The organism is Edaphobacillus lindanitolerans (assembly GCF_900156305.1).
In the GTDB taxonomy this organism is placed as follows: domain Bacteria; phylum Bacillota; class Bacilli; order Bacillales_A; family Planococcaceae; genus Bhargavaea; species Bhargavaea lindanitolerans.
This window is the reverse complement of record NZ_FTPL01000001.1, coordinates 684,384-706,506: the sequence shown is the minus strand read 5'-3', so window position 1 is coordinate 706,506 and position 22,123 is coordinate 684,384. Positions and strand designations below refer to the sequence as shown.

General features: G+C 49.0%; 16 protein-coding genes. 15 read left to right on the top strand and 1 reads right to left on the bottom strand.

The features are described from left to right. Positions 1-62 precede the first annotated feature (62 nt). From B0B07_RS03345 to B0B07_RS03275, 15 genes are all read left to right on the top strand, one after another. Entirely contained in the window at positions 63-1,679 is a 1,617-nt protein-coding gene (locus tag B0B07_RS03345) for an amidohydrolase (protein WP_076756936.1), read from the top strand. A gap of 340 nt (positions 1,680-2,019) precedes the next feature. Then, a complete protein-coding gene (locus B0B07_RS03340) occupies positions 2,020-2,406 on the top strand; it encodes a DUF485 domain-containing protein (RefSeq protein ID WP_076756935.1) in 387 nt (128 codons plus the stop codon). Further along, on the top strand, positions 2,403-3,935 hold the full coding sequence (locus B0B07_RS03335; protein WP_076756934.1) for a solute symporter family protein: 1,533 nt from the start codon (positions 2,403-2,405) through the stop codon (positions 3,933-3,935). Before B0B07_RS03340 ends, B0B07_RS03335 begins: the two co-directional genes overlap by 4 nt. A gap of 402 nt (positions 3,936-4,337) precedes the next feature. Next, positions 4,338-5,051 carry an IspD/TarI family cytidylyltransferase gene (locus B0B07_RS03330; protein WP_076756933.1) on the top strand — a complete coding sequence of 238 codons (714 nt, stop codon included), beginning with the start codon at positions 4,338-4,340 and terminating at the stop codon, positions 5,049-5,051. Then, on the top strand, positions 5,048-6,073 hold the full coding sequence (locus B0B07_RS03325; RefSeq protein WP_076756932.1) for a ribitol-5-phosphate dehydrogenase: 1,026 nt from the start codon (positions 5,048-5,050) through the stop codon (positions 6,071-6,073). The genes B0B07_RS03330 and B0B07_RS03325 overlap by 4 nt, the downstream gene beginning before the upstream one ends. 1 nt (position 6,074) lies before the next feature. Then, positions 6,075-7,238 carry a CDP-glycerol glycerophosphotransferase family protein gene (locus B0B07_RS03320; protein WP_076756931.1) on the top strand — a complete coding sequence of 388 codons (1,164 nt, stop codon included), beginning with the start codon at positions 6,075-6,077 and terminating at the stop codon, positions 7,236-7,238. 1 nt (position 7,239) lies between these two features. Beyond that, positions 7,240-9,162 (top strand): CDP-glycerol glycerophosphotransferase family protein, encoded by a 1,923-nt coding sequence (locus B0B07_RS03315; RefSeq protein ID WP_076756930.1) that lies wholly within the window; start codon positions 7,240-7,242, stop codon positions 9,160-9,162. 29 nt (positions 9,163-9,191) lie between these two features. Next, complete coding sequence (locus B0B07_RS03310) at positions 9,192-10,988, top strand: glycosyltransferase family 2 protein (RefSeq protein WP_076756929.1); 1,797 nt, start codon at positions 9,192-9,194, stop codon at positions 10,986-10,988. Positions 10,989-11,202: 214 nt separating this feature from the next. Further along, positions 11,203-12,255 carry a CDP-glycerol glycerophosphotransferase family protein gene (locus B0B07_RS03305; RefSeq protein ID WP_159438415.1) on the top strand — a complete coding sequence of 351 codons (1,053 nt, stop codon included), beginning with the start codon at positions 11,203-11,205 and terminating at the stop codon, positions 12,253-12,255. After that, the gene (locus B0B07_RS03300) at positions 12,239-13,045 is read left to right on the top strand and encodes an ABC transporter permease (protein WP_076756927.1); all 807 of its coding nucleotides are present in this window, start codon (positions 12,239-12,241) and stop codon (positions 13,043-13,045) included. Before B0B07_RS03305 ends, B0B07_RS03300 begins: the two co-directional genes overlap by 17 nt. Positions 13,046-13,060: 15 nt before the next feature. Next, a complete protein-coding gene (gene tagD / locus B0B07_RS03295) occupies positions 13,061-13,459 on the top strand; it encodes a glycerol-3-phosphate cytidylyltransferase (protein WP_076756926.1) in 399 nt (132 codons plus the stop codon). Positions 13,460-13,480: 21 nt separating this feature from the next. Continuing rightward, the gene (tagH, locus tag B0B07_RS03290; RefSeq protein ID WP_076756925.1) at positions 13,481-14,275 is read left to right on the top strand and encodes a teichoic acids export ABC transporter ATP-binding subunit TagH; all 795 of its coding nucleotides are present in this window, start codon (positions 13,481-13,483) and stop codon (positions 14,273-14,275) included. Positions 14,276-14,387: 112 nt separating this feature from the next. Beyond that, positions 14,388-17,885, top strand: a complete 3,498-nt coding sequence (locus B0B07_RS03285; RefSeq protein WP_234982262.1) for an N-acetylglucosaminidase — start codon at positions 14,388-14,390, stop codon at positions 17,883-17,885. 326 nt (positions 17,886-18,211) lie between these two features. Then, positions 18,212-19,543: an MFS transporter gene (locus B0B07_RS03280; protein ID WP_407643854.1), complete on the top strand. Its 1,332-nt coding sequence runs from the start codon at positions 18,212-18,214 to the stop codon at positions 19,541-19,543. A gap of 238 nt (positions 19,544-19,781) precedes the next feature. Beyond that, on the top strand, positions 19,782-21,188 hold the full coding sequence (locus B0B07_RS03275; RefSeq protein WP_076756922.1) for a purine-cytosine permease family protein: 1,407 nt from the start codon (positions 19,782-19,784) through the stop codon (positions 21,186-21,188). Between the two features lie 136 nt (positions 21,189-21,324). On the opposite strand, the gene B0B07_RS03270 is transcribed toward B0B07_RS03275, so the two are convergent. Beyond that, positions 21,325-22,116: an SDR family oxidoreductase gene (locus B0B07_RS03270; RefSeq protein WP_076756921.1), complete on the bottom strand. Its 792-nt coding sequence runs from the start codon at positions 22,114-22,116 to the stop codon at positions 21,325-21,327. Positions 22,117-22,123: the final 7 nt, after the last annotated feature.

The following is a 22,123-nucleotide window of genomic DNA, read 5'->3' as shown; positions in this document are numbered from 1 at the left end:
GACAGCCGGCTTGGGATGTGCGGGCGGCTTCCGATTTTATTCAAAGAAAGGTGAGAATCAACATGGTACAAAACAGAACCCTGTATACGAACGGGCATATATTCACGGCAGATCCTGAACAGCCGTTTGCGGAGGCGATCCTCGCCGAAGAGGGGAAAATCAGCTGGATCGGCCGGACTGTTGAAGCTCCAAGCGGTGAATTTGAGACAATGGATCTCGGCGGCCGCACCGTCATTCCGGGGATGATCGATGCCCACCTTCACCCGGTATACCTGGCTGATTTCGTAAAGCAGATTCCGGTCATTCCGCCTGCGACCCGCTCGATCCGCGAACTGCAGGAACATATCCGCATCCGCCGCAGCGAGCAGGAGGCGGGGGAATGGATCGAGGCATGGGGGTACGATGAAGGCAAGCTGGAGGAAGGCCGCGCCCCGTCCCGCCAAGAGCTGGATGAGGCCTGCAGCGATTCGCCCGTTGTTGTGACCCGCACATGTGCCCATATCATCTCGGTGAACTCCAAAGCACTGGAAGTTGCAGGCATCGGCCGGAACACGCCGGATCCTGAAGGGGGCAAGATCGACCGGGATAGAGACGGCAATCCGACAGGGATTTTCTGTGAGCAGCCGGCTGTCACGCTCATCAAGCAGCATCTGCCTGTGCCTTCTATAGAAGAAACAGCGGACGATCTTGTCCGGTTGAGCAGCCGGCTCCTGTCGGACGGCATCACCGGGGTGACGGAGATGATGGCCATCCATGACGGCGGCTACGATTATCTGGAAGCGTATCAGGAAGCACGGCGCCGGGGATACGTCCAGCCGACTGCCCTGTATTATACCTTCGATGAGTTCAAGAAGCTCAAGCGGGAAGCAATCGGCGGGAATGAACCGATCCGTGTTGCGGGCATCAAGCTGTTCTCCGACGGCAGCGTCTCCGGACGGACGGCATGGATCGAGGAACCGTACGAGGGAAGCGCCGATGAGTACGGAATTGTGACGACTACCGCCGACGAACTGAACGCAGCGGCCGACGCGGCAGAGGAGCACGGTATCCAGCTGGCCATCCACGCGATGGGCGGCCGCGCAATCGACCTCATCACCCAAACGTTCGAAAGCCGGAGACCGTGGCTGACAGACCGCCCTTCGATCCGGATTGAACATGCCGCCATGCCATCACGTGAATCACTTAAGCGGGCGAAGAAAGCGGAGATCGCTTTTGTGCCACAATCGGTATTCATCTTCGCCGAGATCGAAAGCTACCTGAATAACCTTGGACCGGAGAGGACGGAAGCATCTTACCCGATCAAGACGTTTCTGGACATGGGCATCCAGACGGCCCTATCCTCCGATGCGCCGGCCACGTCCTGGGTGGATCCGGTGAACCCGTTCATCGGAATCTATTCCGCCGCCGGCCGGAAAGCGTATGAAGGCACCGAAACCGGCCGGGACCAACGGATATCCGTCGAGGAGGCTGTCGCCCTGTATACGAGGGAAGCGGCCCAAGTGTGCGGTTTCCTTGAGCAGGGCATGCTGAAGCCCGGCTTTGCTGCGGATTTCGCCGTACTCGACAGGGACATTTTCAACTCACCGATTGAAGACATCCAGGGGACGAAGGTCGTGCAGACGTACGTTTCAGGTGAAAAGCGGTATGAAATGGAGAAAAAAGAGGAATCTGCAGGTTGAGGCAGGACTGATATGGAGTCCGGTTGGCCGATCGGCTTGCGGTCCGCCCTCTGTTCCCGTCCGATATTCGGGATTCGATAGGACAAACCATTTGATGAAACGGCTGTCGGAAACGAGTAGCAAACAAGAAGATACATGAGACGAAGGACCCGGAGGAGATGCTTCCGGGTTCTTTGTTTATGAAGAGAAGCGCATGACATTTGGGTCTTGAATGAGACATGGGACTTACTTACTATTTCTGCTTTTGTTGAAAAAACCTTTTGAATATTTACTCTACTGGATGTAGAATGAATCTATTCTTTGAACGAATTGTGAACAAAAAGGGGAGGGATAGATTCAAATGAAGGTTGGAAGCGTTTACACTGAAAAGCGGACAGCCGGGAAGGGCCGGGAACAGGCGGTGCCTGAACGGCTTGGGGGTACAGACTTCACGGGAGTGGCCGAGGGGCCGAAGTTCAAGGCACTGATGAGCCGGAAAAAGAAATTCATCGTCCCGCTCACCGTGTTTTTCCTGGCGTTTTACTTCATGCTGCCGATTCTGACGTCCTATACGAATGTGCTGGAACAGCCGGCAATCGGGGATATTTCCTGGGCCTGGCTTTACGCGACTGCACAGTTCATCATGACATGGGTCCTTTGCATCGTGTATGTGAAGAAATTCCATAAGTTTGACAGTGAAGCGGAAGACATCGTAGAGACAGAGCTGAAGGGGGATCACCGTCCATGAGCACAACAGTCATTATCCTGTTTTTGTCCATTGTCATGCTGACCCTGTTCATCACCTGGTGGGCCGCAAAGCGCACGACGAACGCGGGTGAGTTCTATACGGCAGGCGGAGGCCTGACCGGCTGGCAGAATGGCCTTGCCATCGCAGGGGATTACCTGTCGGCAGCGTCATTCCTCGGGATTGCCGGGATGATCGCGCTGTTCGGATTTGACGGCTTCTTCTATTCAATCGGATTCCTCATTGCCTATCTCGTCGTCATGTTCCTCGTGGCGGAACCGCTTCGCAATCTCGGGAAGTACACGCTTGCAGACATGATCAATTCGCGCTTTGATGCAAAGAAAGTCCGTGCGGCTGCGGCGCTCAGCACGATCACAATCGTGATTTTCTATATGATTGCACAGCTTGTCGGCGCCGGCGCCCTCATCCAGCTTCTGTTCGGCATCGATTACTGGATCGCCGTGCTGATCGTCGGTGTCATGATGACCGTCTACGTCCTGTTCGGCGGCATGACCGCAACGAGCTGGGTCCAGATCGTCAAGGCGGTCCTCCTCATGATCGGTACGGTCGTCATCGCATTTCTCGTATTCGCGAAGTTCGATTTCAGCATCGGAAATATGTTCAGCGAAGTGAAAAATGCGACCTCGTACGGAGAATCCTTCCTGCAGCCGGGCCTGAAATACAAAGTACCGCTCGACACGATCTCGCTTATGCTGGCGCTCGTCCTCGGGACTGCGGGCCTTCCGCATATCCTGATGCGCTTCTTCACGGTCAAGGACGCCAAGACTGCACGCAGTTCGGTCGTCACGGCGACTTGGATCGTCGGGATTTTCTACATCCTGACCATTTTCCTCGGGTTCGGGGCAGCGGCATTTGTCGGTCATGACGCAGTCATCGCCGCAAACCCGGCCGGCAACATGGCCGCACCGCTGCTCGCCGAAGCGCTTGGGGGCGACTTCCTCATGTCGTTCGTCTCCGCAGTCGCCTTTGCGACAATCCTGGCCGTCGTGGCAGGGCTGGTACTGACCGGTGCCTCCGCATTCGCGCACGATATTTACGGACAGATCATCAAAAAGGGGAAAGCGACTGAAAAGCAGCAGATGAAGGCAGCCCGTCAGGCATCTCTGTGGGTATCGGTCTTCTCCATCCTGCTGGCCCTGTTTGCACAGACGATGAACGTGGCCTTCCTCGTGTCGCTCGCCTTCTGCGTCGCGGCCAGCGCCAATCTGCCCGTCATCCTTTATACGATCTACTGGAAGAAATTCAACACATCCGGCGCCATGACGGCAATGATCCTCGGCCTTGTTTCTGCACTCGTGCTTGTTGCCGTGAGCCCGAACGTCCTGTCGCCTGAAGCGGGTGCAGCCATCTTCGTCGGTGAGCCCCTCTTCCCGCTCACGAACCCGGCGATCATCTCGGTGCCGCTCGGATTCCTCGGCGGGTGGCTCGGCACTGTCCTGTCAAAAGAACGCGACGCCCGCCGTTTTGCCGAAGTGTCGGTCCGTGCCAACACAGGTTATCGCGGGGAATGATCCAACACCAAAAACCGCTCTGTTCCGGGTTTGCCGGAGGAGCGGTTTTTTTGCGGCCGTGAACGGTGGTGAACCGGTCCTCGTCTTTGCTCCTAAGACGGCAATTGGAACGGAGCCCCGGGAAACATCAAGCGACGGAGCACCGGAAGTGCCGTACAACTGCATAGAAAAGGGCCATCTGAGACCGCAGCGATGCCCGCCATCAGAAGTCCGGACGATATAAGAGGCAAAGTTTGGTTGCCGCTTTTTCCTACAAGGGGCGGAACTTATGTATATTGCCGGCGTCCTATAGAAATGGCTTTAATGAGGCAACGGTAACCGAGACTCGCGGGCCCCGTGCTTAAGTTGAAAAATGGCCCTCGTATGATACAATTACCGATATATATTAATGAGGTGGTCGTAATGATTTATGCAGGGATATTGGCTGGCGGACAAGGAAAACGGATGGGAAATGTTCCAATGCCCAAGCAGTTTCTGCTGCTAAATGAAAAACCGATTATCGTCCATACGGTCGAGAAGTTCGTTTTGAATAACAAGTTCTCGAAGATCATTATTGCAACCCCGAAAGAGTGGGTTAACTATACAAAAGATGTACTGAAGAAATTTGCCATCGACCTTCCGCAGATTGAAGTGACGGAAGGCGGGGCCGACCGGAACGGCTCCATCATGAACATCGTGAAGCTGATCGAGAAAGACTATGGCTTGAATGCGGATGATATTCTTGTCACCCATGATGCGGTCCGGCCTTTCCTTACACACCGGATCATTGAGCAAAACATTGAGGCGGGGCTTGAACACAGTGCAGTGGATACCGTTATTGAAGCAGTCGATACGATCGTCGAATCCCAGGACGGGGAATTCATCAACTCCATTCCGATCCGTGGACATATGTATCAGGGGCAGACGCCGCAGACATTCAACATCGAAAAGCTCAAGGAACTGTACAATACGCTGAACGATGAAGAAAAAGAAATCCTGACGGATGCATGTAAAATTTTCTCCATGAAAGGCGAAAAGGTGAAAATTCTGAGTGGGGAAATCTTCAATATCAAAGTGACGACGCCATATGATCTGAACGTAGCAAATGCAATACTAAAAGGAAGTTTGGATAAATGATTAATCAAGTATACAGACTCGTTTCACCGAGACAATTTGAAATCACATACAAGGACCGGTCGATTGTTTCCGGAGATGTCGTCGTAAGGCCGACCCACCTTTCCATTTGTGCTGCCGACCAACGGTATTTCACGGGGACCCGCGGCAAAGAGGCAATGAAGAAGAAGCTGCCGATGGCCCTGATCCATGAAGGGGTCGGGGAAGTCGTCTTTGATCCGAAGCATGAATTGAAAATCGGAACGAAGGTCGTAATGGTGCCGAATAATCCGGTTGAAGAGGATCCGTTCATCGCCGAGAATTACTTGCGCAGCAGCCAGTTCCGTTCGAGCGGCTATGATGGATTCATGCAGGACTATGTATTCCTGAACCGGGACAGAATTGTGGTCCTTCCCGACACCATTGATATGGACGTTGCCGCATTCACTGAACTTGTCACGATTACGGTGCATGCGCTGAGCCGCTTTGAGAAAAAAGCGATCAAACGAAGAGGAACATTTGGTGTCTGGGGAGATGGGAACCTCGGATATATCACTTGCCTGATCCTGAAAAAGCTTTATCCAGAATCCAAAGTCATCATATTCGGCAAGACGGACTACAAGATGAATCATTTTTCCTTTGCCGATCAAGCGATCAAGATTGACGAAATTCCAGATGATCTCCAGGTCGACCACGCCATAGAGTGTGCAGGCGGAATCGGCAGCCAGTATGCACTTGATCAGATTATCGATCACATCAAACCGGAGGGAGCAGTCTGCCTCCTGGGAGTCAGTGAACACCCGATTGAAGTCAATACCCGAATGGTGCTCGAAAAGGGCCTGACCCTGCTCGGCAGCAGCCGAAGCGGTGCAGCGGATTTCCAGCGAACTGTAGATATATACGAACAGTATCCTGACGTCGTAGATTATCTGTCAACACTGATTGGGAACGTCTATGACATCACTTCAGTCCAGGATGCGGTCAACGCATTTGAAACGGATCTTTCCAGCTCTTGGGGCAAGACCATCATGCGCTGGAAGATCTGATATGAGTGTGGTCCAATCAGCGAAATATACGCTTTTACGGTTATTCAGGCTTGTGTTCAACGGATATTATCAATTTCTGAGAGTGCTTAAGCCCATAGACCCTGACAAGGTGGTCATCGTTCAATCTAGATCTCGGCAACTCGAAGGAAATCTTAAGTATGTGCACAACGAGTTGCTCAAACAGAGGCCTGCAGCTAAGATTCATCTTATTTCACCAGTAAATAGGATGAATCTTATGTTGTTTAAAGAGTTGAAAACGATTGTCGGGGCAAAATACGTGATATTGGAGGATTATTATCTTCCGGTATATCTGATCAAACCGGACAAACAGATGAAGATCATTCAATTGTGGCATGCAGCCGGCGCATTCAAAAAAGTTGGCTACAGTACCGTCAACACTAAATTTGGTCCTGCCGAATCCTATCTGAAAGTCATCCCGGTCCATTCAAACTACACACATGTGTATGTTTCATCCGGCAACATCGTCCCGAACTATGCAGAGGCGTTTAACATGCCTCCGGAAAGAATACACCCGCTCGGCATTCCGAGAACGGATTTCTTTTTTGAGGAACAAGCGCATGAAAAAGTGATAAAAAGCATCAAAGAAGACCATCCGATCATCACTTCGGACCGGGTCATCATTCTCTTTGCGCCAACATACAGAGCGGCTGATTCACAAAAAGAATCCTCTGTTGACTTTATTGAAACACTCAAGGCGTTATCGAATGCCATCAGGGACGATCAACTCATCGTTTATCGGCCGCACCCATACTTGGTGAATGAGAGCATGTCATCTCTGGGGGACCTGACGAATGTATTGGTGGCTGCAGACCGTTCCATTAACGAATGGATGCTGGTTGCGGATGCCTTCATTACGGATTACTCGTCCGCCATTTTTGAATATGCCCTTCTTGAACGTCCATTGGCTCATTATGTACCTGATCTTGGTGAATATGAAAATAGCAGAGGCCTTTACTATCCAATCGGAACTATTTCCGATGGTGCGCTTCTGAAAAACATCGATGAGCTGGTGAATTGGACCAGAAACCGGCAAAAGAATGAGAAATGGGACACTTCCCGAATGATTGCATTCACATTTTCAAACAAAAAAAACACTTCCCAAAAAATCGTTGAGCATTTCTTGGGACGAGTAGGTGGTCAATGATATGAACTTGGGTTCAGTTGATAATCGAAACGCGGAAATCAGAAGCGGCAAAAAAGTGTTGGAGGAACTCACTCACCTCGAGATAAAAGGTTCCAACCTGGAAGTCCGGGGATTTGCTTCGGTCGAGGGGATCTATACACGCCGGGAAAGCAGCATCAGAAAAATGGTGCTGATCGTCCCCAAACTTGACGTAAATGCATACAGGGAAAAGGATCCGATTCTCCTCGGGGAAAAAACCGATACGGAAATCCTGGACGAGCTTACTTTGAAGATACCTCTGGAAAACTGCATGGTTGCAGAAGTGTTCGACGAAGATTCCGACGAGGACTTCGAAGTGGAAGACCCGGAATTTCTCGAATCGCTGAGTGGATACCGAGGATATATTGACCTGTCCATCATCGCAAAAGGGAAGCCGCTGGAAGCCGGTGAGTACAATGTTTTCATCACTCTTGAACAGTTGGATAATGAAAATGAGAATATCAAATATGAAAAGGTCATCCCGCTCGCCAACAGCCGCAGGTTTCTGAACAATACGGTTTCCAGCACCCGGTTGAACTACTATTCCAAGCAATCGGTCATGAAGTATAATTTGGTGGCCTCTTTCGACAACTACACAAAAACACTTCGGCTCAAAAGTACATTGCTGCGTTCTTATGACCCCCGGATCATGGACGAGGATGATGTTGTCCAGGAGAACAGATATGTCCGGGCGATAAAGAAAAGGGTCTTCCAACTGGCGTATTCTATTTTCTCCATGTTCCCGATAAAAAAGAATAAAGTTGTATTTGCGTCGGACAGCCGGACTGAATTGACCGGAAACTTCTTCTTTATCTATGAAGAAATGGTGAAGAGGGAAATGAACCTCGATATCAAGTTCCTGCTGAAAGACAATATTAATGAGAGGAAGAGCCTCAGGGAATTGACGGCTATGGCCTATCATTTTGCAACGTCAAAAGTCATTCTTGTGGACGATTTCTACCCGATCATTTATCCGCTGGCAATCAGGAATGGGGCAGACCTGATCCAGGTCTGGCATGCTGCCGGGGCATTCAAGACGTTTGGCTTTAGCCGGCTCGGCAGGCCCGGAGGACCTTCTCCGCGGTCAAGGAACCACCGGAACTATACAAAGGCAGCCGTCAGCAGTGAAGGCGTCCGGGAAAACTATGCCGAGGGCTTCGGCATCACGGTCGACAAAGTACATGCAACGGGCATTCCGAGGGCGGATATCTTTGTTGACGAAGAGTATAAAGAATACGTGCGATCTACCCTCTATGAGAAATACCCTGAACTGAAGGAGAAAAAGGTGATTCTGTTTGCGCCAACGTTCCGTGGGAACGGTCAGGCGACAGCACACTACCCGTTTGAAAAGTTGAATTTGAAGAAACTGTATGAGAGCCTCTCCGATGAATATGTGTTTGTGCTCAAGATCCATCCGTTTGTCAAGAACAAAATCAGAATCCCTTATGAATATCACGACTTCTTCTTGGATTTCAGTGATTACCGCGAGGTCAATGACCTTTTGCTGGTCACAGACATTTTGATCACCGACTACTCATCTGTTTGTTTCGAGTTTGCGCTCCTCAACAAACCAATGCTCTTCTTTGCTTTTGATGTTGAGGAATACATCGAGTCCAGAGACTTTTACTACGATTACTTTGACTTTATTCCCGGCCCTCTTGTAAGAGATGTAAACCAAATGATTGATGTCATCCAGAACGAGGAGTTTGAGACGGAAAAGATCCAGCCGTTTGCTCAATATTTCTTTGATGACACAGTGGGGAACGCTGCAGCGAATGTAATTGATCAGCTGATTATCCCGAGCCTGAACGATGAGGGGACAGAGGAAGAAGAGGAACAGGCCATCCTTCCGCCTGCTAAGTCTAGAAAAGAATTGTTTGACCGTACATTGTCTTCAGATAAATGATCATGACTTAAAAAAGAGGAGAGAAGGATATGGTTAAAGTTAGTGTAATTATCCCAACCTTTAATAACACCAAGGAAAATCTGAACCGATTGGTTGCATCCTTTGATGAACAAACCATGGATCAAAACGAGTTTGAAGTTATTTTTGTCGACGATGGTTCTTCTGAGTTTCAATCATTAATAAGGCTGAAGCAAATAGCTGAAAGCAGATCGAACTATACAGTAAGAGGGATTAATCCGTCAGGGTGGGGAAGCAAGCCGAGAAATTATGGAACCCGGATCGCAAAAGGGAAGTATGTATTTTACAGTGATGATGACGATTCCATTTTCCCTCAAGCCTTGGAGAAAATGTTTGATTTCGCTGAGGAAAACAATCTCGATGTCGTTAATCCAAAAGTGATCAGAACTAAGGGATGGTCCTGGGGCTGGAACGAGTATATGGAAAATGTCATCAATGCCGAAGAACGTGGAATTCAATCAATGGGCCCGATGACGGTTCCAAAATTGTACCGCAAGTCTTTTCTTGAAGAAAACGGCCTTGCTTTTTCGGAGGGTGAGAAAGTTTGGTGGGAGGATGTCATGTTCTCTTGCCTGGTCTACAGCAAGAAACCACGTATTGGCATTTTGGCTGACTATCCTGTTTATCATTGGAGAGAACAAAACCGATCGGCTTCCTTCGGAAAAGACTTGGATTACAAATGGTCTCAACTAAATAATCTGGGAAGCTTTTTCGAGAAAAATCTTATTCAATCTGATAGAGATATTATGATAGGCCATTGGTATAAATCGAGGGTGCTCGGGGCAATCAGTAAGAATTTCCACAAAAAGAGCGAGAATGACCAAAAGAAAGAATTTGAGATGGCCCGTAGTTGGCAACAACGGTTTGTTAACGAAAATGTCGTATCAGAAATGAATACCAGTGAGAAAATCCTCGACTATATTTTGAGAGAGGATCGACTGGACCTGGCCCTTTCGCTTGCCAAGAGCAAAATTGATATCACTGCAAGAAGCTACCTCTCTGAATTATCGTTTGTTGAGGATAAAATTCAAGTGAAATGCAAGGCCAGCCTTACAGTCGGAGAGAAAGAAAACCTGAAATTAAAGGGCAATAGCAATGAGATCAAAGTGAACCTTCCTAAGGACGTGGCAAAAGCACTTCCGGCAGACCTATTGGTTTACAGCAAAAAAGAAGTGGATAACTCAATTTACTTGCCTGCTATAAAGGGACGGGATACACGGGCTACCTGGGATATAAAAACGGTCGTTGATTCATCCTTTAAATATTCAAAGGGGTTAACCGGATTCAATGTAAAGGGCTATCTGGATTTCCTGGTTGATCCTGCCACATATGCATTGGATGATGGTGATCGTTACCAGGCATGGGACATTGCAACCAGATTTTCTTTCTTGGACAACTTCTCACAGCGAGCAATTGCGTGCAAGGATGATTTTAGGAAAGCTGCAATCATTAATGGTGAAACCTATGTAGCTTACAAAAATAATTCGGACCTTCTCTCAATTGATATGAACTCCACCATCTTGGACTTTTTGGCAGTAGCAAAGCCAGAGATTCAGAGTGTTGAAGTGGTGGGAAATAGTATTAATATCCCAATAAGTAATGTTTATGTTTACGGAGACTCCAAGATCACTTATTTTGCCACCGTGCAAAATAAAAACTCAAAAGGGTTTGTGGATGGTACAGCGACTATCTCTACCAAGGGCAACACTGCGCTGCTCACGGTTTCCGTCCCTGATTTACAAAGGGGAGAGAACAAGATCAATATAGCGCTGAATAATAGAGCACATGAAATGACTATCCAAATTTAATTTACTTGCAAAGGTGAAGAGAAATTCTTCACCTTTTGCTTTATGGGACAACTCATGAGGGAAATTCAAAGGGATTTAGTGTATAATATTGTGGGTAATTAATTTCAAGAAGGTGAGCAATTACTTGTTAAAAAAAACATACTTATTATTGATCTCACTGATATCGAATATCTATTATAGAAAAAAATTATCCAAGAAGAAGATCGTCATCTTAGTGGATTTTGAAGAAGACATTAATGAATTGTTAGGTTATCTGGAAACCCATAACTTGGTTGGTGATTTTCAGATTACAGTCTACTTTAACCCTAGGATTAGAGATAAATTAATGAGCCATAAAGATATCAGATATAGAGAAAAAAAGCTCTGGAACACTCTGGGGATGGTAAAAGAAATACAAAGTTGCTTGTTTGTTATTTTGGATAATTATGTTGCGGAAATAGGAGCCATGAAGTGGAATGCTTCCAAAACGTGTATCCAAATCTGGCATGCAAATGGCGCACTCAAAAAGTTTGGACTCTTTAATGAAGACAACTATCGGTATTCTGACCTGAAAAGATACAGGAACGTTTATCGCCGTTATGATAAAATCTTAGTTGGTTCGAGTGAAATGAAGGGAGTCTTTAAGAAAGCCTTTCAAGTTGAAGATGGTGCATTCTTGGAGACAGGAACACTCCGCACCGATAAATACTTCAGAATCCCCGAATCAGACGGTAAGCTAAGTGAGTTGCTTGCATCCAAAAAAGACAAACAGGTGGTTCTTTACACGCCAACCTACCGTGAAGGCGAAAATCACTTTGCTTTTACTTCTGAAGAGTTGGAGAAGTGGCGGGAGAGAGGATATATTTTTATAGTGCGTGCTCATCCGACAGTCAATTTTAAGGTTCCGGATGGCCTTTCGGACTTTCTGATCAACGGCCAAGAATTCCTATTGCATGAGTTATTGTTTGCTGCTGATATTCTTATCACAGATTACTCTTCGATAGCGATGGAGTTTTCTTTGTTGAATAAGCCGATTTACTTTTATTGCTATGATATCGAACAGTACCGACAATCACCGGGGCTGATTGACGGGTTTGAAGAACAGATCTGTTCACCAATCTTTAAAGATGCTAAAGCTTTGCTGGAAGCTGTTAGCGGAGAACTCGTCAAGCCGGCAGATGTCGAAGCGTTTAACAGGAGATGGAACACCTATACGGACGGTTCCGCCTGCGCTTCTTTATTAAGCTTTTTGGAATTGAGGGAAAAAGAGCATGAACTCTCTAGTTAAGTTACTTAAAGAGCAATATCAATCGATTTATTTGATACAACGGCTGGCTTTATTTCAATTGAAAATCGATAATCGCAACAACTATCTGGGACTCGTGTGGGAAGTCATGAACCCCGCCATCCAGATGGCGATGTACTGGTTTGTCTTTGGGCTCGGACTTCGGGGCAATCAAGACGTTGATGGCGTTCCGTTTGTATTTTGGATGCTTGCCGGCATCAGCATGTGGTTCTTCATGAACCAGGGGATCTTGGATGGCACAAAGTCGATTCATCAGAAGTTTAACATGGTTGCCAAGATGAACTTCCCGCTCTCCACTTTGCCGAGCTATGTCATCACCGGTAAGCTCTATGGTCATCTGGCCCTGTTGGGGATCGTCATGGTCGCTTTTTGGATCAGCGGGTATCATCCCACCATTTATTATATCCAGCTCATTTATTTCATTGGCCTTTCATACAGCTTCGCTTTTGCGATCACCTTGCTTACCTCCACCCTTGCGGTCGTTGTAAGGGATGTGCAAATGATCATTCAGTCATTGCTCAGGATCATGTTCTTCCTGTCACCCATTCTATGGCTTCCTGACCGGTTGCCGGAAACCATGCAGAAGTTCATGAAGTTTAATCCGTTCTATTACTTATCCAACGGTTATCGTGCAGCACTTCTCTACAATGATTGGTATATCATCGATCACTGGAAGATGACCCTGTATAATCTGGGGCTGCTCACGTTCATCCTCATGCTGGGTGCTTCTGCCCATTATAAATTCAGGGATCGATTCTCGGACTTTATTTAAGAAGGCGGTGCGGTTTTGAAAAAAGTATTAACCTATGGAACATATGACCTGCTCCATTACGGACATATGGAGTTGCTCAGGCGTGCGAAGGAGCTTGGCGATACCCTCTATGTCGGACTTTCAACCGATGAATTCAACTCTTCGAAAAACAAGGTCTCGTACTTTAACTTTGAGCAGAGAAAACAAATGCTTAAGGGCGTCAAATATGTAGATTTCATTTTCGAGGAGAATGATTGGGAGCAAAAGGCCAGAGATATCGAGCAGTACGATATCGACATCTTGGTGATGGGTTCCGACTGGGAAGGAAAGTTTGATTATTTATCCGGACTGTGTGAAGTGATTTACCTGCCAAGGACTGAAGGTGTCTCGTCGACCAAGATCAAAGAGATTCTCCAGGCAGACCAAAACGATTAACTTTAGAAAAAAGGTGTTCACATGAAGGAAGCAGTCGTAATTAAAAATGTAACGAAAAAGTATCGGATGTACCGCTCAAAGAAAGAGCAGATTACCGACTTACTGATACCCGGCAAAGCGGGAAAAAATTTCAACGCCATTGAAGACATCTCCTTGACAGCGTATCAAGGGGATGTCATTGGATTTGTAGGTATTAACGGCTCCGGCAAATCAACCTTGAGTAATATCATAGGCGGGATTGTCCCCCCGACAACCGGTGAAATTGAAAAGAATGGCGAGGTCCACGTCATTGCAATCAATGCCGGTTTAAACAATGAACTTACAGGAATCGAAAATATCGAGTTCAAGGGACTCCTTATGGGGTTCAGCAGGGAGAAGATCAAAGAAGTCACTCCTGAAATCATCAAGTTCTCGGAGTTGGGCGATTTCATTTACCAGCCTGTCAAAAAGTACTCGAGCGGGATGAAATCCAAATTGGGATTTGCCATCAGTGTGACTGCAGATCCTGATATCCTGGTCATTGATGAAGCACTTTCGGTAGGAGATCAAACGTTCACGAATAAAAGTTTGGACAAAATGAATGAATTCAAAGAAGAAGGAAAAACGATATTCTTTGTCAGCCATAACCTTGGACAGGTTAAAAGCTTTTGTAAAAAGGTTGCCTGGATCGAAGGGGGACGTCTGAAAAAGTTTGGGCCTACAGAAGAAGTGATGAGCGAGTACGAAGACTTCATCTCACACTATAAAAGCCTATCGAAAGAAAAACAGGAAGCATTCAGAAATGAACTTGCAGAGAGAAGACAAAAAAGCGAATGAATCATTCTGGATGGAAAAATCCCAAAAGTGTAAATTGATATATTTTTGGGTGTAAATGATAGTATACTTTAGTGAAGTGATTGATAGAAAGGGGAACTGATAGTTGAGAATCATGAAGGTGGGAGCGTTGGTTTTATTGATGATGTCCACTGTGCTGCCCTCTACAGCATTGGCAAGCACGGAGACCGATCAGCAGGATGTTTACGAGAAGGCCGATGCCGACGGGCTGACAGAGAAGATTCCTTCTATTCAGGAAAGTGAGCCGACAGACGGGCCCGACGTTGATCGGTCCTCTGATACTTCCGGATCCGGTGAAGAAGTAAAGGATCCGGAGGAGTCTCCGGACTATGCGGGACCAGAAGAGGCTATAGATAACCTGCCGAGCGGGGATAAAACAAAGGAAGTACCCTTATCAGGCTCTGATGAAGAGGCAGTAACGGAGGAAAAGGAGATTCCTGAAGCCACAAATGAGGCTCCGCCGGTAAAGAATGCCCGCTCCCTCACTTCAACGACTCTTGCAAGTGATTCCGGAGTTGAAGCCAATACAAGCAGGCTTGGCCACTTAAATAGTGCAAGTGTAAGGATACACAGGAATTACACCAACCCGGATCAATTTATCACGGCCGGAACAGATTACACAAACGAAGTTTACTACATCAAACGGCAGGCCACATATAAAAGCACGCTCTACTATTTAATCAGCCGGAACCCGAGCAGCACTACCGGCGTTGTCGGGTGGGTGAAAGCGTCCGATATGTCCACCCAAACTCATGTCGGCGTGGATAAGAATGCGAAGACTTTCTACATACTAGGAAGCGGCCACGCATATTCGAAGGCATGGGGAGGGAAGAGAAACATCTCGTTCAATAACCTTTCCGGAATTGCAGGACAAGAATTCAAGGTGAACCTGACTGAAAAGGTCGGCAACAATATCTGGTATCGGGGAGTGATAGAAGGAAAGACCGCTTGGATCATTGCTTCCGGGCTTTCCGCTGCTCCTGTTCCGGTAAAAACAAGCCGGTTGGGCCATCTGAATAGCGTGGATGTTCGAATTTACAAGGATTACTTGAAACCTTCAAGCTATATAACAGCGGGAACTGCCTATACACATGAAGTGTATTACATTAAACAGCAAATCGTTTCCGGCAGCACCCTGTACTACTTGATCAGCCGCAATCCGAGCAGCACTACGGGTGTGGTTGGATGGGTTAGGGCATCAGACATGTCGACCCAGCCTCATTTTGGAATCGATAAGGAAGCCAAACGCTTTTATATCAAGGGAACAGGCAATGCATATGACAAAGCATGGGGCGGCCGAAGAAATATTAGTTACGAAGACCTTTCCCGAATTAAAGGAAATGCGTTTGACGTTAATTTGACGGAACAGGTCGGTAATGTTATTTGGTACCGCGGGGTAATTGAAGGTCGGACCGCATGGATCCGGGAATCGGACCTTACCACTGCGCATGAGGAAAAGACCAGTCTGCTCGGTCATCTGAGAAGTGCAAACGTGCAAATTCTCTCTGACTATGAAAATCCGAAAGAAGTGATCACAGCCGGCACCGCCTATACAAATGAGGTATATTACATCAAGAAACAGGCGGTCTATAAAAATGTGACCTATTACCTCATCAGCAGAAACCCAAGCAGCACGACGGGAGTTGTCGGATGGGTGAAAGCAGCCGACATGTCGACCCACCCTCATGCCGGCGTGGACAAGAATGCCAAAACGTTCTATATAAAGGGAACCGGACATGCATATGACAAAGCATGGGGCGGAAAGAAAAACATCAGTTACGAGAATTTATCACGTATTCAGGGCCAGCAGTTCAAAGTCAACCTCACAGAAAAGGTGGGGGAGACGATCTGGTACCGCGGGGTAATTGACGGCAAAACAGCCTGGATCAGCCAGGCCGGCTTAAGTTCTGGTATAGAAGAGAAAACAAGCAGGCTCGGGCATTTAAGGACTGCGAATGTGTTGATCTATCCTGATTATGCTGTCCCCGGCAAGTCTTTCCCGGCGGGAACGGCGTATACCCACGAAGTTTATTATATTAAATTGCAGACCACCTATAATAACGTCCTTTATTACTTGATCAGCAGAAGCCCGAGCAGTACAAAAGATGTGGTTGGATGGGTGAAAGCCTCGGATCTCTCCTCTCATCCACATAAAGGCGTCGATAAACTTGCCAAAACTCTGTATATCAACGGGACAGGAATGAGTTACACCAAAGCATGGGGAGGCAAGCGGAATCTGGTTCTGGATAGTATGGCTTCGCATAAAGGTAAACCCTTTAATGTCAATCTGACCGAGAAGGTCGGAGAGAACCTTTGGTATCGGGGCGTATTCGAAGGCAATACAATGTGGTTGCAGCAATCTCAGCTGTCCGAGGCTCCTGTCTCAGGGGAACAGTTTAAGTACACAAACTACAATAAGACGCTTGCAGAAGCACTGGACATACAAATGAAGCAGCTGCAGCAGACGGACAAATACCGAAATCAGAATGCCTATGTTTCAGCCAAATCCGTAGAGGTGACCGGTGAAATCATCAGTACGGGCAATGTGAATCTGCGAAGTGCGCCGAACCTGAGCTCCGGAAGCATCAAGTACAGCGTTCCGAACCGGACCTCCTTCGTCATTGTGGAAGAGGTGACCGGGGATGTGACCAGCGGTTCGAACAAGTGGTACAAGATCATTTATAATAATGAGACCTTGTATGTCCATTCCTCCCTTTCGAATCCGGTCAGGGTAAGGGTAACCGCAAGCAACACGAAGGTCATGGCCGCTCCGGACTCATCCAGCCATCTGTTTGGAACGCTCACCTTGAATTCCACGCGGAATATTGTAACGATGGGGAAAGACTGGCATGAGATCAAATATGATACATGGAGAAACCCGACAAGGGAAGACGTTGCTATCTATCTTGATCCCGATCAGAACAGCCATTGGCAGCATCTGGATCTGTCTGCGGTAGTCGATATTTCCGATAGTCAACTTAATCAGTTCCTGACCGGGAAAGGAATCCTTGCCGGTAAAGGAAAGGCGTTCAATGACGGTGCCCGGTCAAGCTCCATCAACGTGTTTTACTTGATGTCGCACGCATTCCTGGAAACGGGCAACGGCACCTCGAAGCTGGCAACGGGCAGCATCAAGGTGGGCGTGCTTGGAACGAACAAGTGGGCTGTCTTCATGCCGGATGGTGCTTACACAGCACAATGGACGCCGACGGGAAGCAAATGGACAATAACCAAAACACCAAGCCTGACCGAGAAAGATGTCACGAATCTGAAGCCGATATACAATATGTTCGGGATCGAGGCAGTAGACAGTAACCCGGATATCCGTGGTGCACTCCGGGCATACCAGGAGAATTGGTATACTCCGGAAGCAGCCTTGCAGGGCGGAGCCAAGTTCGTAGGTGAGCGGTACATCCATAACAGCTACAAGCAGAACACCCTGTATAAAATGCGCTGGAATCCGGCCAATCCGGGTTATCCGCAATATGCGACCGACATCGAATGGGCGATCAAGCAAGTTGCGCAAATCAAAAGGTTCTACGATCAGCTTGAAAATCCATTAATCATCTTTGACATCCCGAAGTATAAGTAAGTCGGGACATCACTGTGCAACACAATACTCTTCCAATTGAATATGATCTAAAGTGAACTGAGCCCCGAACTCCGGATATTTTAAAAAGTCCCGGTTCGGGGTTTTTACGTTTAAACACTTCGCTGGAAAAGCCAATCGGCAGTACAGCCAGATTAATAACGATTGTATGGCTTTATTTTGTGTGTTGAGATAATGTGAATTTATAAGTAATCAATCTTCTATTTTCTCATAAGTATGAGCGGGTAGAACCTTCCATGTGGAAGGGGTGTGATGTCTTTCAAAATAGTTTTGAAAAAAGGGTCTGATAGAGAGGAGATTGGCGAATCTTGCGGGATCAGGGGAAAAGAGGGGACGCTCAAGCAACTTTGTTGCAGAGCTATGTGGAGTCTGAGGAGAAGCAACAGCAATTATACAAGAGAACGTTGATTGTCGTCATGATGTCTCAAATCTTTGGTGGAGCGGGACTTGCTGCAGGAATCACGGTGGGGGCGTTGCTTGCCCGGGACATGCTGGGCGCCGAAAGCATCACCGGCATTCCCACTGCTTTGTTTACGCTGGGCTCTGCGGGGGCCGCTTTGCTCGTGGGACGGCTTTCACAGAGGTACGGACGCAGGTACGGGCTGGCGGCCGGATTTTTGGCCGGAGGATTGGGAGCCGTGGGCGTCGTCATTTCAGCAGTGATGAACAGCCCACTGCTATTATTCGTTTCCCTGTTCATCTACGGGGCGGGATCGGCAACCAACCTTCAGGCCCGATATGCAGGTTCTGACCTGGCCGGTCCGGCCCGGAGGGCAAGAGCCGTCAGCATGGCCCTCGTGTCCACCACGTTCGGCGCCGTGGCAGGCCCGAATCTGGTGGCGGTGATGGGCAACCTTGCTTCAGCCATCGGGATTCCTTCGCTGGCGGGTCCGTTTATATTGGCGGCGGCGGCTTATCTGCTTGCCGGATCGGTCCTTCTGATCCTGCTTCGCCCCGATCCGCTGATTGTGGCAAAGGCGATCCTGATTGCAAAAGAGAAAAATGGTGGTTTGCCTCGGAATGCCAAAGGCCCCTTGCCGGTCAACAAGCGGGGAATCGCCGCCGGGGCATTCGTCATGATCATGACTCAGTTCGTCATGACGTCCATCATGACGATGACCCCCATCCATATGGGCCACTACGGCCATGGTCTGAAGCAGGTGGGACTGGTGATCGGGTTCCATGTCGGAGCAATGTATCTGCCTTCGTTGGTGACCGGGGTTCTTGTCGATAAAATCGGACGTGCTGCGATGGCCATGGCTTCTGCTGTGACTCTGCTGGCCTCCGGTATATTGGCCGCAGCGGGTCCTGCGGATTCAATGCCCGTTTTGGTCGGGGCACTCGTTTTGCTCGGCCTCGGATGGAATTTTGGACTGATCAGCGGAACGGCAATACTGGTTGATTCGACTTCACCGTCCACCCGGGCCAAGACCCAGGGATCCGTCGATGTGGGAATTGCATTGTCAGGCGCTTTGGGGGGAGGCTTGTCCGGAGTGATTGTAGCGGGTACCAGCTATCCGGTGCTTTCAATTTCAGGCGGACTGCTTTCGCTGTTGTTGATTCCGATCGTGATTTGGGCGGGCGTGGACAGCCGGAAAACCCCGCGCCGAATAACGGGCATGAAGAAAAAGTCAGCATGAACATCCATCTTCACACCATTTTCGAAGCTTACCCGGGTGATCAATCAGGTTCTGCCGGGATTGCAAACGGCCCGCTCAATGAGGGGGCCGTTTTGTTGTTGGGCATGTGCTGAATTCCCTGTTTATCCCTTTGTTTGGCCGGTTCATGTTTGTTATACTTGATTAGTTGCGGATTGTGAAGTGTATCACAAAGATTAAAAGGAGCGTGAACGACTGTCATCTATAAGGAGAGGATACAATGACTTCTGTTACTGCCGAAAAACGGCCGGTACAGCAAACTGAAACAAATGCAGATGAATATTCTCTGGACCGCGTCCCGCGTTCCGAACGGAAGATGGGATGGCTGAGCATCACAAATATCACTTTCGGAATCGCCACAGCCATATTCTACTTCCAGATGGGAAGCGTGATGGCTCTGAAATTCGGTGCCATCAATGCCTTGATCTCTTCAGCGTACGCCATCGTCGTCGCCGGCATCCTCGGCTCGTTCATCGCCTTTTTCTCCGCAAAATCTGGAATGAACGTCAACCTGATGTCACGGGGCGGCGGATTCGGCTATATCGGCGCCTCTCTCACATCCTTCATCTATGCGACCAATTTCATCATGTATTGTGCATTTGAAGGTCTGATTCTCGTGGCTGCCGTCCACACGTTTTTCCCCTCCATCCCCGAATGGTCATTCATCGTCCTATTCGGCACTCTCGTAATTCCACTCAACTGGTTCGGCATTTCTCAGCTTGATAAGCTTCAGAAATGGTCCCTGCCGGTATTCTTCGTATTCCTGATCGCAGCCATCGTCTTTTCCTTCTACACACCGACGGTGAACGGCGGCCGTTTCTGGGCATACATGCCTGAAGGAACGGAAATCGGGGGGACGGCGCTCCTCATGTGCATCGGCATGCACCATGGCATGATGGGGCTGACGGCCCTCCTCGCTTCCGACTACACACGGTTCATGAAACCGAAAGACACGAAGGTCGGTGCAATCGCCGTCGGGTTCATCCCGCAGTTCTTCTGCTTCGGGGTGATGGGCGTTCTCGGCATCTGGTTTGGCGTTCGCCTGGACGAAGCCAATCCGGGTGTCTACATCGTCACGCTTCTTGGAATTGGCGGTGCCCTGTTCACGATGCTGACCCAACTGCGAATCAATGTCACGAACATCTACAGCGCCTCGCTGTCACTCTCCAGCTTTTTCGAGAATATATTCCGGTTCACGCCGGGCCGGAGATTCTGGGTCGTTGTTGCCGGTATTTCGGCAATCGTGCTCATGCTCGGCGGCATCGTCGACCACCTGGACAAGGCCATGACGTTCCAAGGTGTCTTCCTGCTCGCCTGGGCGGCTGTACTCGTCACGGATGCACTCGTGGTCAAGAAACTGCTCAAGATCGGACCACGTTTTTATGAGGCGCGCCAGCAATATTTGTATAAATGGAACCCGGTCGGGACCCTGTCGCTCATCGTCTCGAGCTTGATCGGGACGATTGCAGCCCTTGGCTATATGGGGGTCTTTCTGGAAAGCACCGCAGCGTTCTTTGCTGCGCTTCTCGCATCCATCCTGACTGTGGCCATCGCCGTTGCAACGAAAGGACGGTACTATTTGAAGGAAGAACCGGATGATGTTCCGGCAGAAGATTACATTGCCTGAACCTTCCGCTGTTTCCGGCTTGTCACGCTCGGGCCGGAGGCCACTCGCAACGCAGCAAAAAACCGCCCCCGGTTCCGGAGAGGGCGGTTTTTGACTTGGCAGCAGGGATTTCTAGATTGGCCTGTAAACAGCTCTGTCAGAGTGCCTTCAGCATTCCGCCGTCAATGACGAGGGACTGGCCGGTCAGATAGGTGTTTGCGCCGGACGCCAGGAAGACGACGGCACAGGCAAATTCGGCCGGCTGGCCATAGCGGCCCATCGGGATCCGGGACTGCTGTTCTTCGGTGATGTCCCCGATCGGCATCCCCCGTTTTTTTGCCGTGACGGAATCCAGCTCGATGATCCGGTCTGTTTCAATCCGTCCGGGCCCGACCGTGTTGACGAGGATGTTGCTGCCCGCCGTTTCACGGGCGAGTGTCTTGGACAGACCGACCATGCCGGCACGCATCGTATTCGACAGGATCAGGTTGTCGATCACTTCCTTCGTCGAAGACGAGGAGATGTTGACGATCCGCCCCCAGTTGTTTTTCCTCATCGATGGCAAGGCCTCACGGATGGTGCGGGTATAGCTGAGGAGGTTCTGTCCGAATGCATGCACCCAGTCCTCATCAGTCACGTCATCAAATCCTCCGGCTCTCGGTCCGCCTGTATTGTTGATGAGAATATCGGGGTCGCCCATCGTCCGGCGGACTTCAGAAAACAGGCGGATGATGTCATCCCCGGATGACATGTCGCACGGGGCGTAATGGATCGCGTCATTGCCGGTTTCGGCCTTGATGTCCGCGGCCCCTTTTGAGAGCGACTCTTCGCTCCGGCTGGTCAGGAAGACGGCCGCGCCTTCGCGTGCAAATTCAGTGGCAATCGCCTTGCCGAGTCCCTTGCTTGAAGCCATGACCAGGACACGCTTTCCGTTCAGTTTCAGGTCCATGGAATAT

Excerpts from the sequence above, each read along its gene's own strand:
- B0B07_RS03345 (WP_076756936.1), top strand. The coding sequence starts at position 63 with ATGGTACAAAACAGAACCCTGTATACGAACGGGCATATATTCACGGCA.
- B0B07_RS03340 (WP_076756935.1), top strand. The coding sequence starts at position 2,020 with ATGAAGGTTGGAAGCGTTTACACTGAAAAGCGGACAGCCGGGAAGGGC.
- B0B07_RS03335 (WP_076756934.1), top strand. The coding sequence starts at position 2,403 with ATGAGCACAACAGTCATTATCCTGTTTTTGTCCATTGTCATGCTGACC.
- B0B07_RS03330 (WP_076756933.1), top strand. The coding sequence starts at position 4,338 with ATGATTTATGCAGGGATATTGGCTGGCGGACAAGGAAAACGGATGGGA.
- B0B07_RS03325 (WP_076756932.1), top strand. The coding sequence starts at position 5,048 with ATGATTAATCAAGTATACAGACTCGTTTCACCGAGACAATTTGAAATC.
- B0B07_RS03320 (WP_076756931.1), top strand. The coding sequence starts at position 6,075 with ATGAGTGTGGTCCAATCAGCGAAATATACGCTTTTACGGTTATTCAGG.
- B0B07_RS03315 (WP_076756930.1), top strand. The coding sequence starts at position 7,240 with ATGAACTTGGGTTCAGTTGATAATCGAAACGCGGAAATCAGAAGCGGC.
- B0B07_RS03310 (WP_076756929.1), top strand. The coding sequence starts at position 9,192 with ATGGTTAAAGTTAGTGTAATTATCCCAACCTTTAATAACACCAAGGAA.
- B0B07_RS03300 (WP_076756927.1), top strand. The coding sequence starts at position 12,239 with ATGAACTCTCTAGTTAAGTTACTTAAAGAGCAATATCAATCGATTTAT.
- tagH (WP_076756925.1), top strand. The coding sequence starts at position 13,481 with ATGAAGGAAGCAGTCGTAATTAAAAATGTAACGAAAAAGTATCGGATG.
- B0B07_RS03285 (WP_234982262.1), top strand. The coding sequence starts at position 14,388 with ATGAAGGTGGGAGCGTTGGTTTTATTGATGATGTCCACTGTGCTGCCC.
- B0B07_RS03275 (WP_076756922.1), top strand. The coding sequence starts at position 19,782 with ATGACTTCTGTTACTGCCGAAAAACGGCCGGTACAGCAAACTGAAACA.
- B0B07_RS03270 (WP_076756921.1), bottom strand. The coding sequence starts at position 22,116 with ATGGACCTGAAACTGAACGGAAAGCGTGTCCTGGTCATGGCTTCAAGC.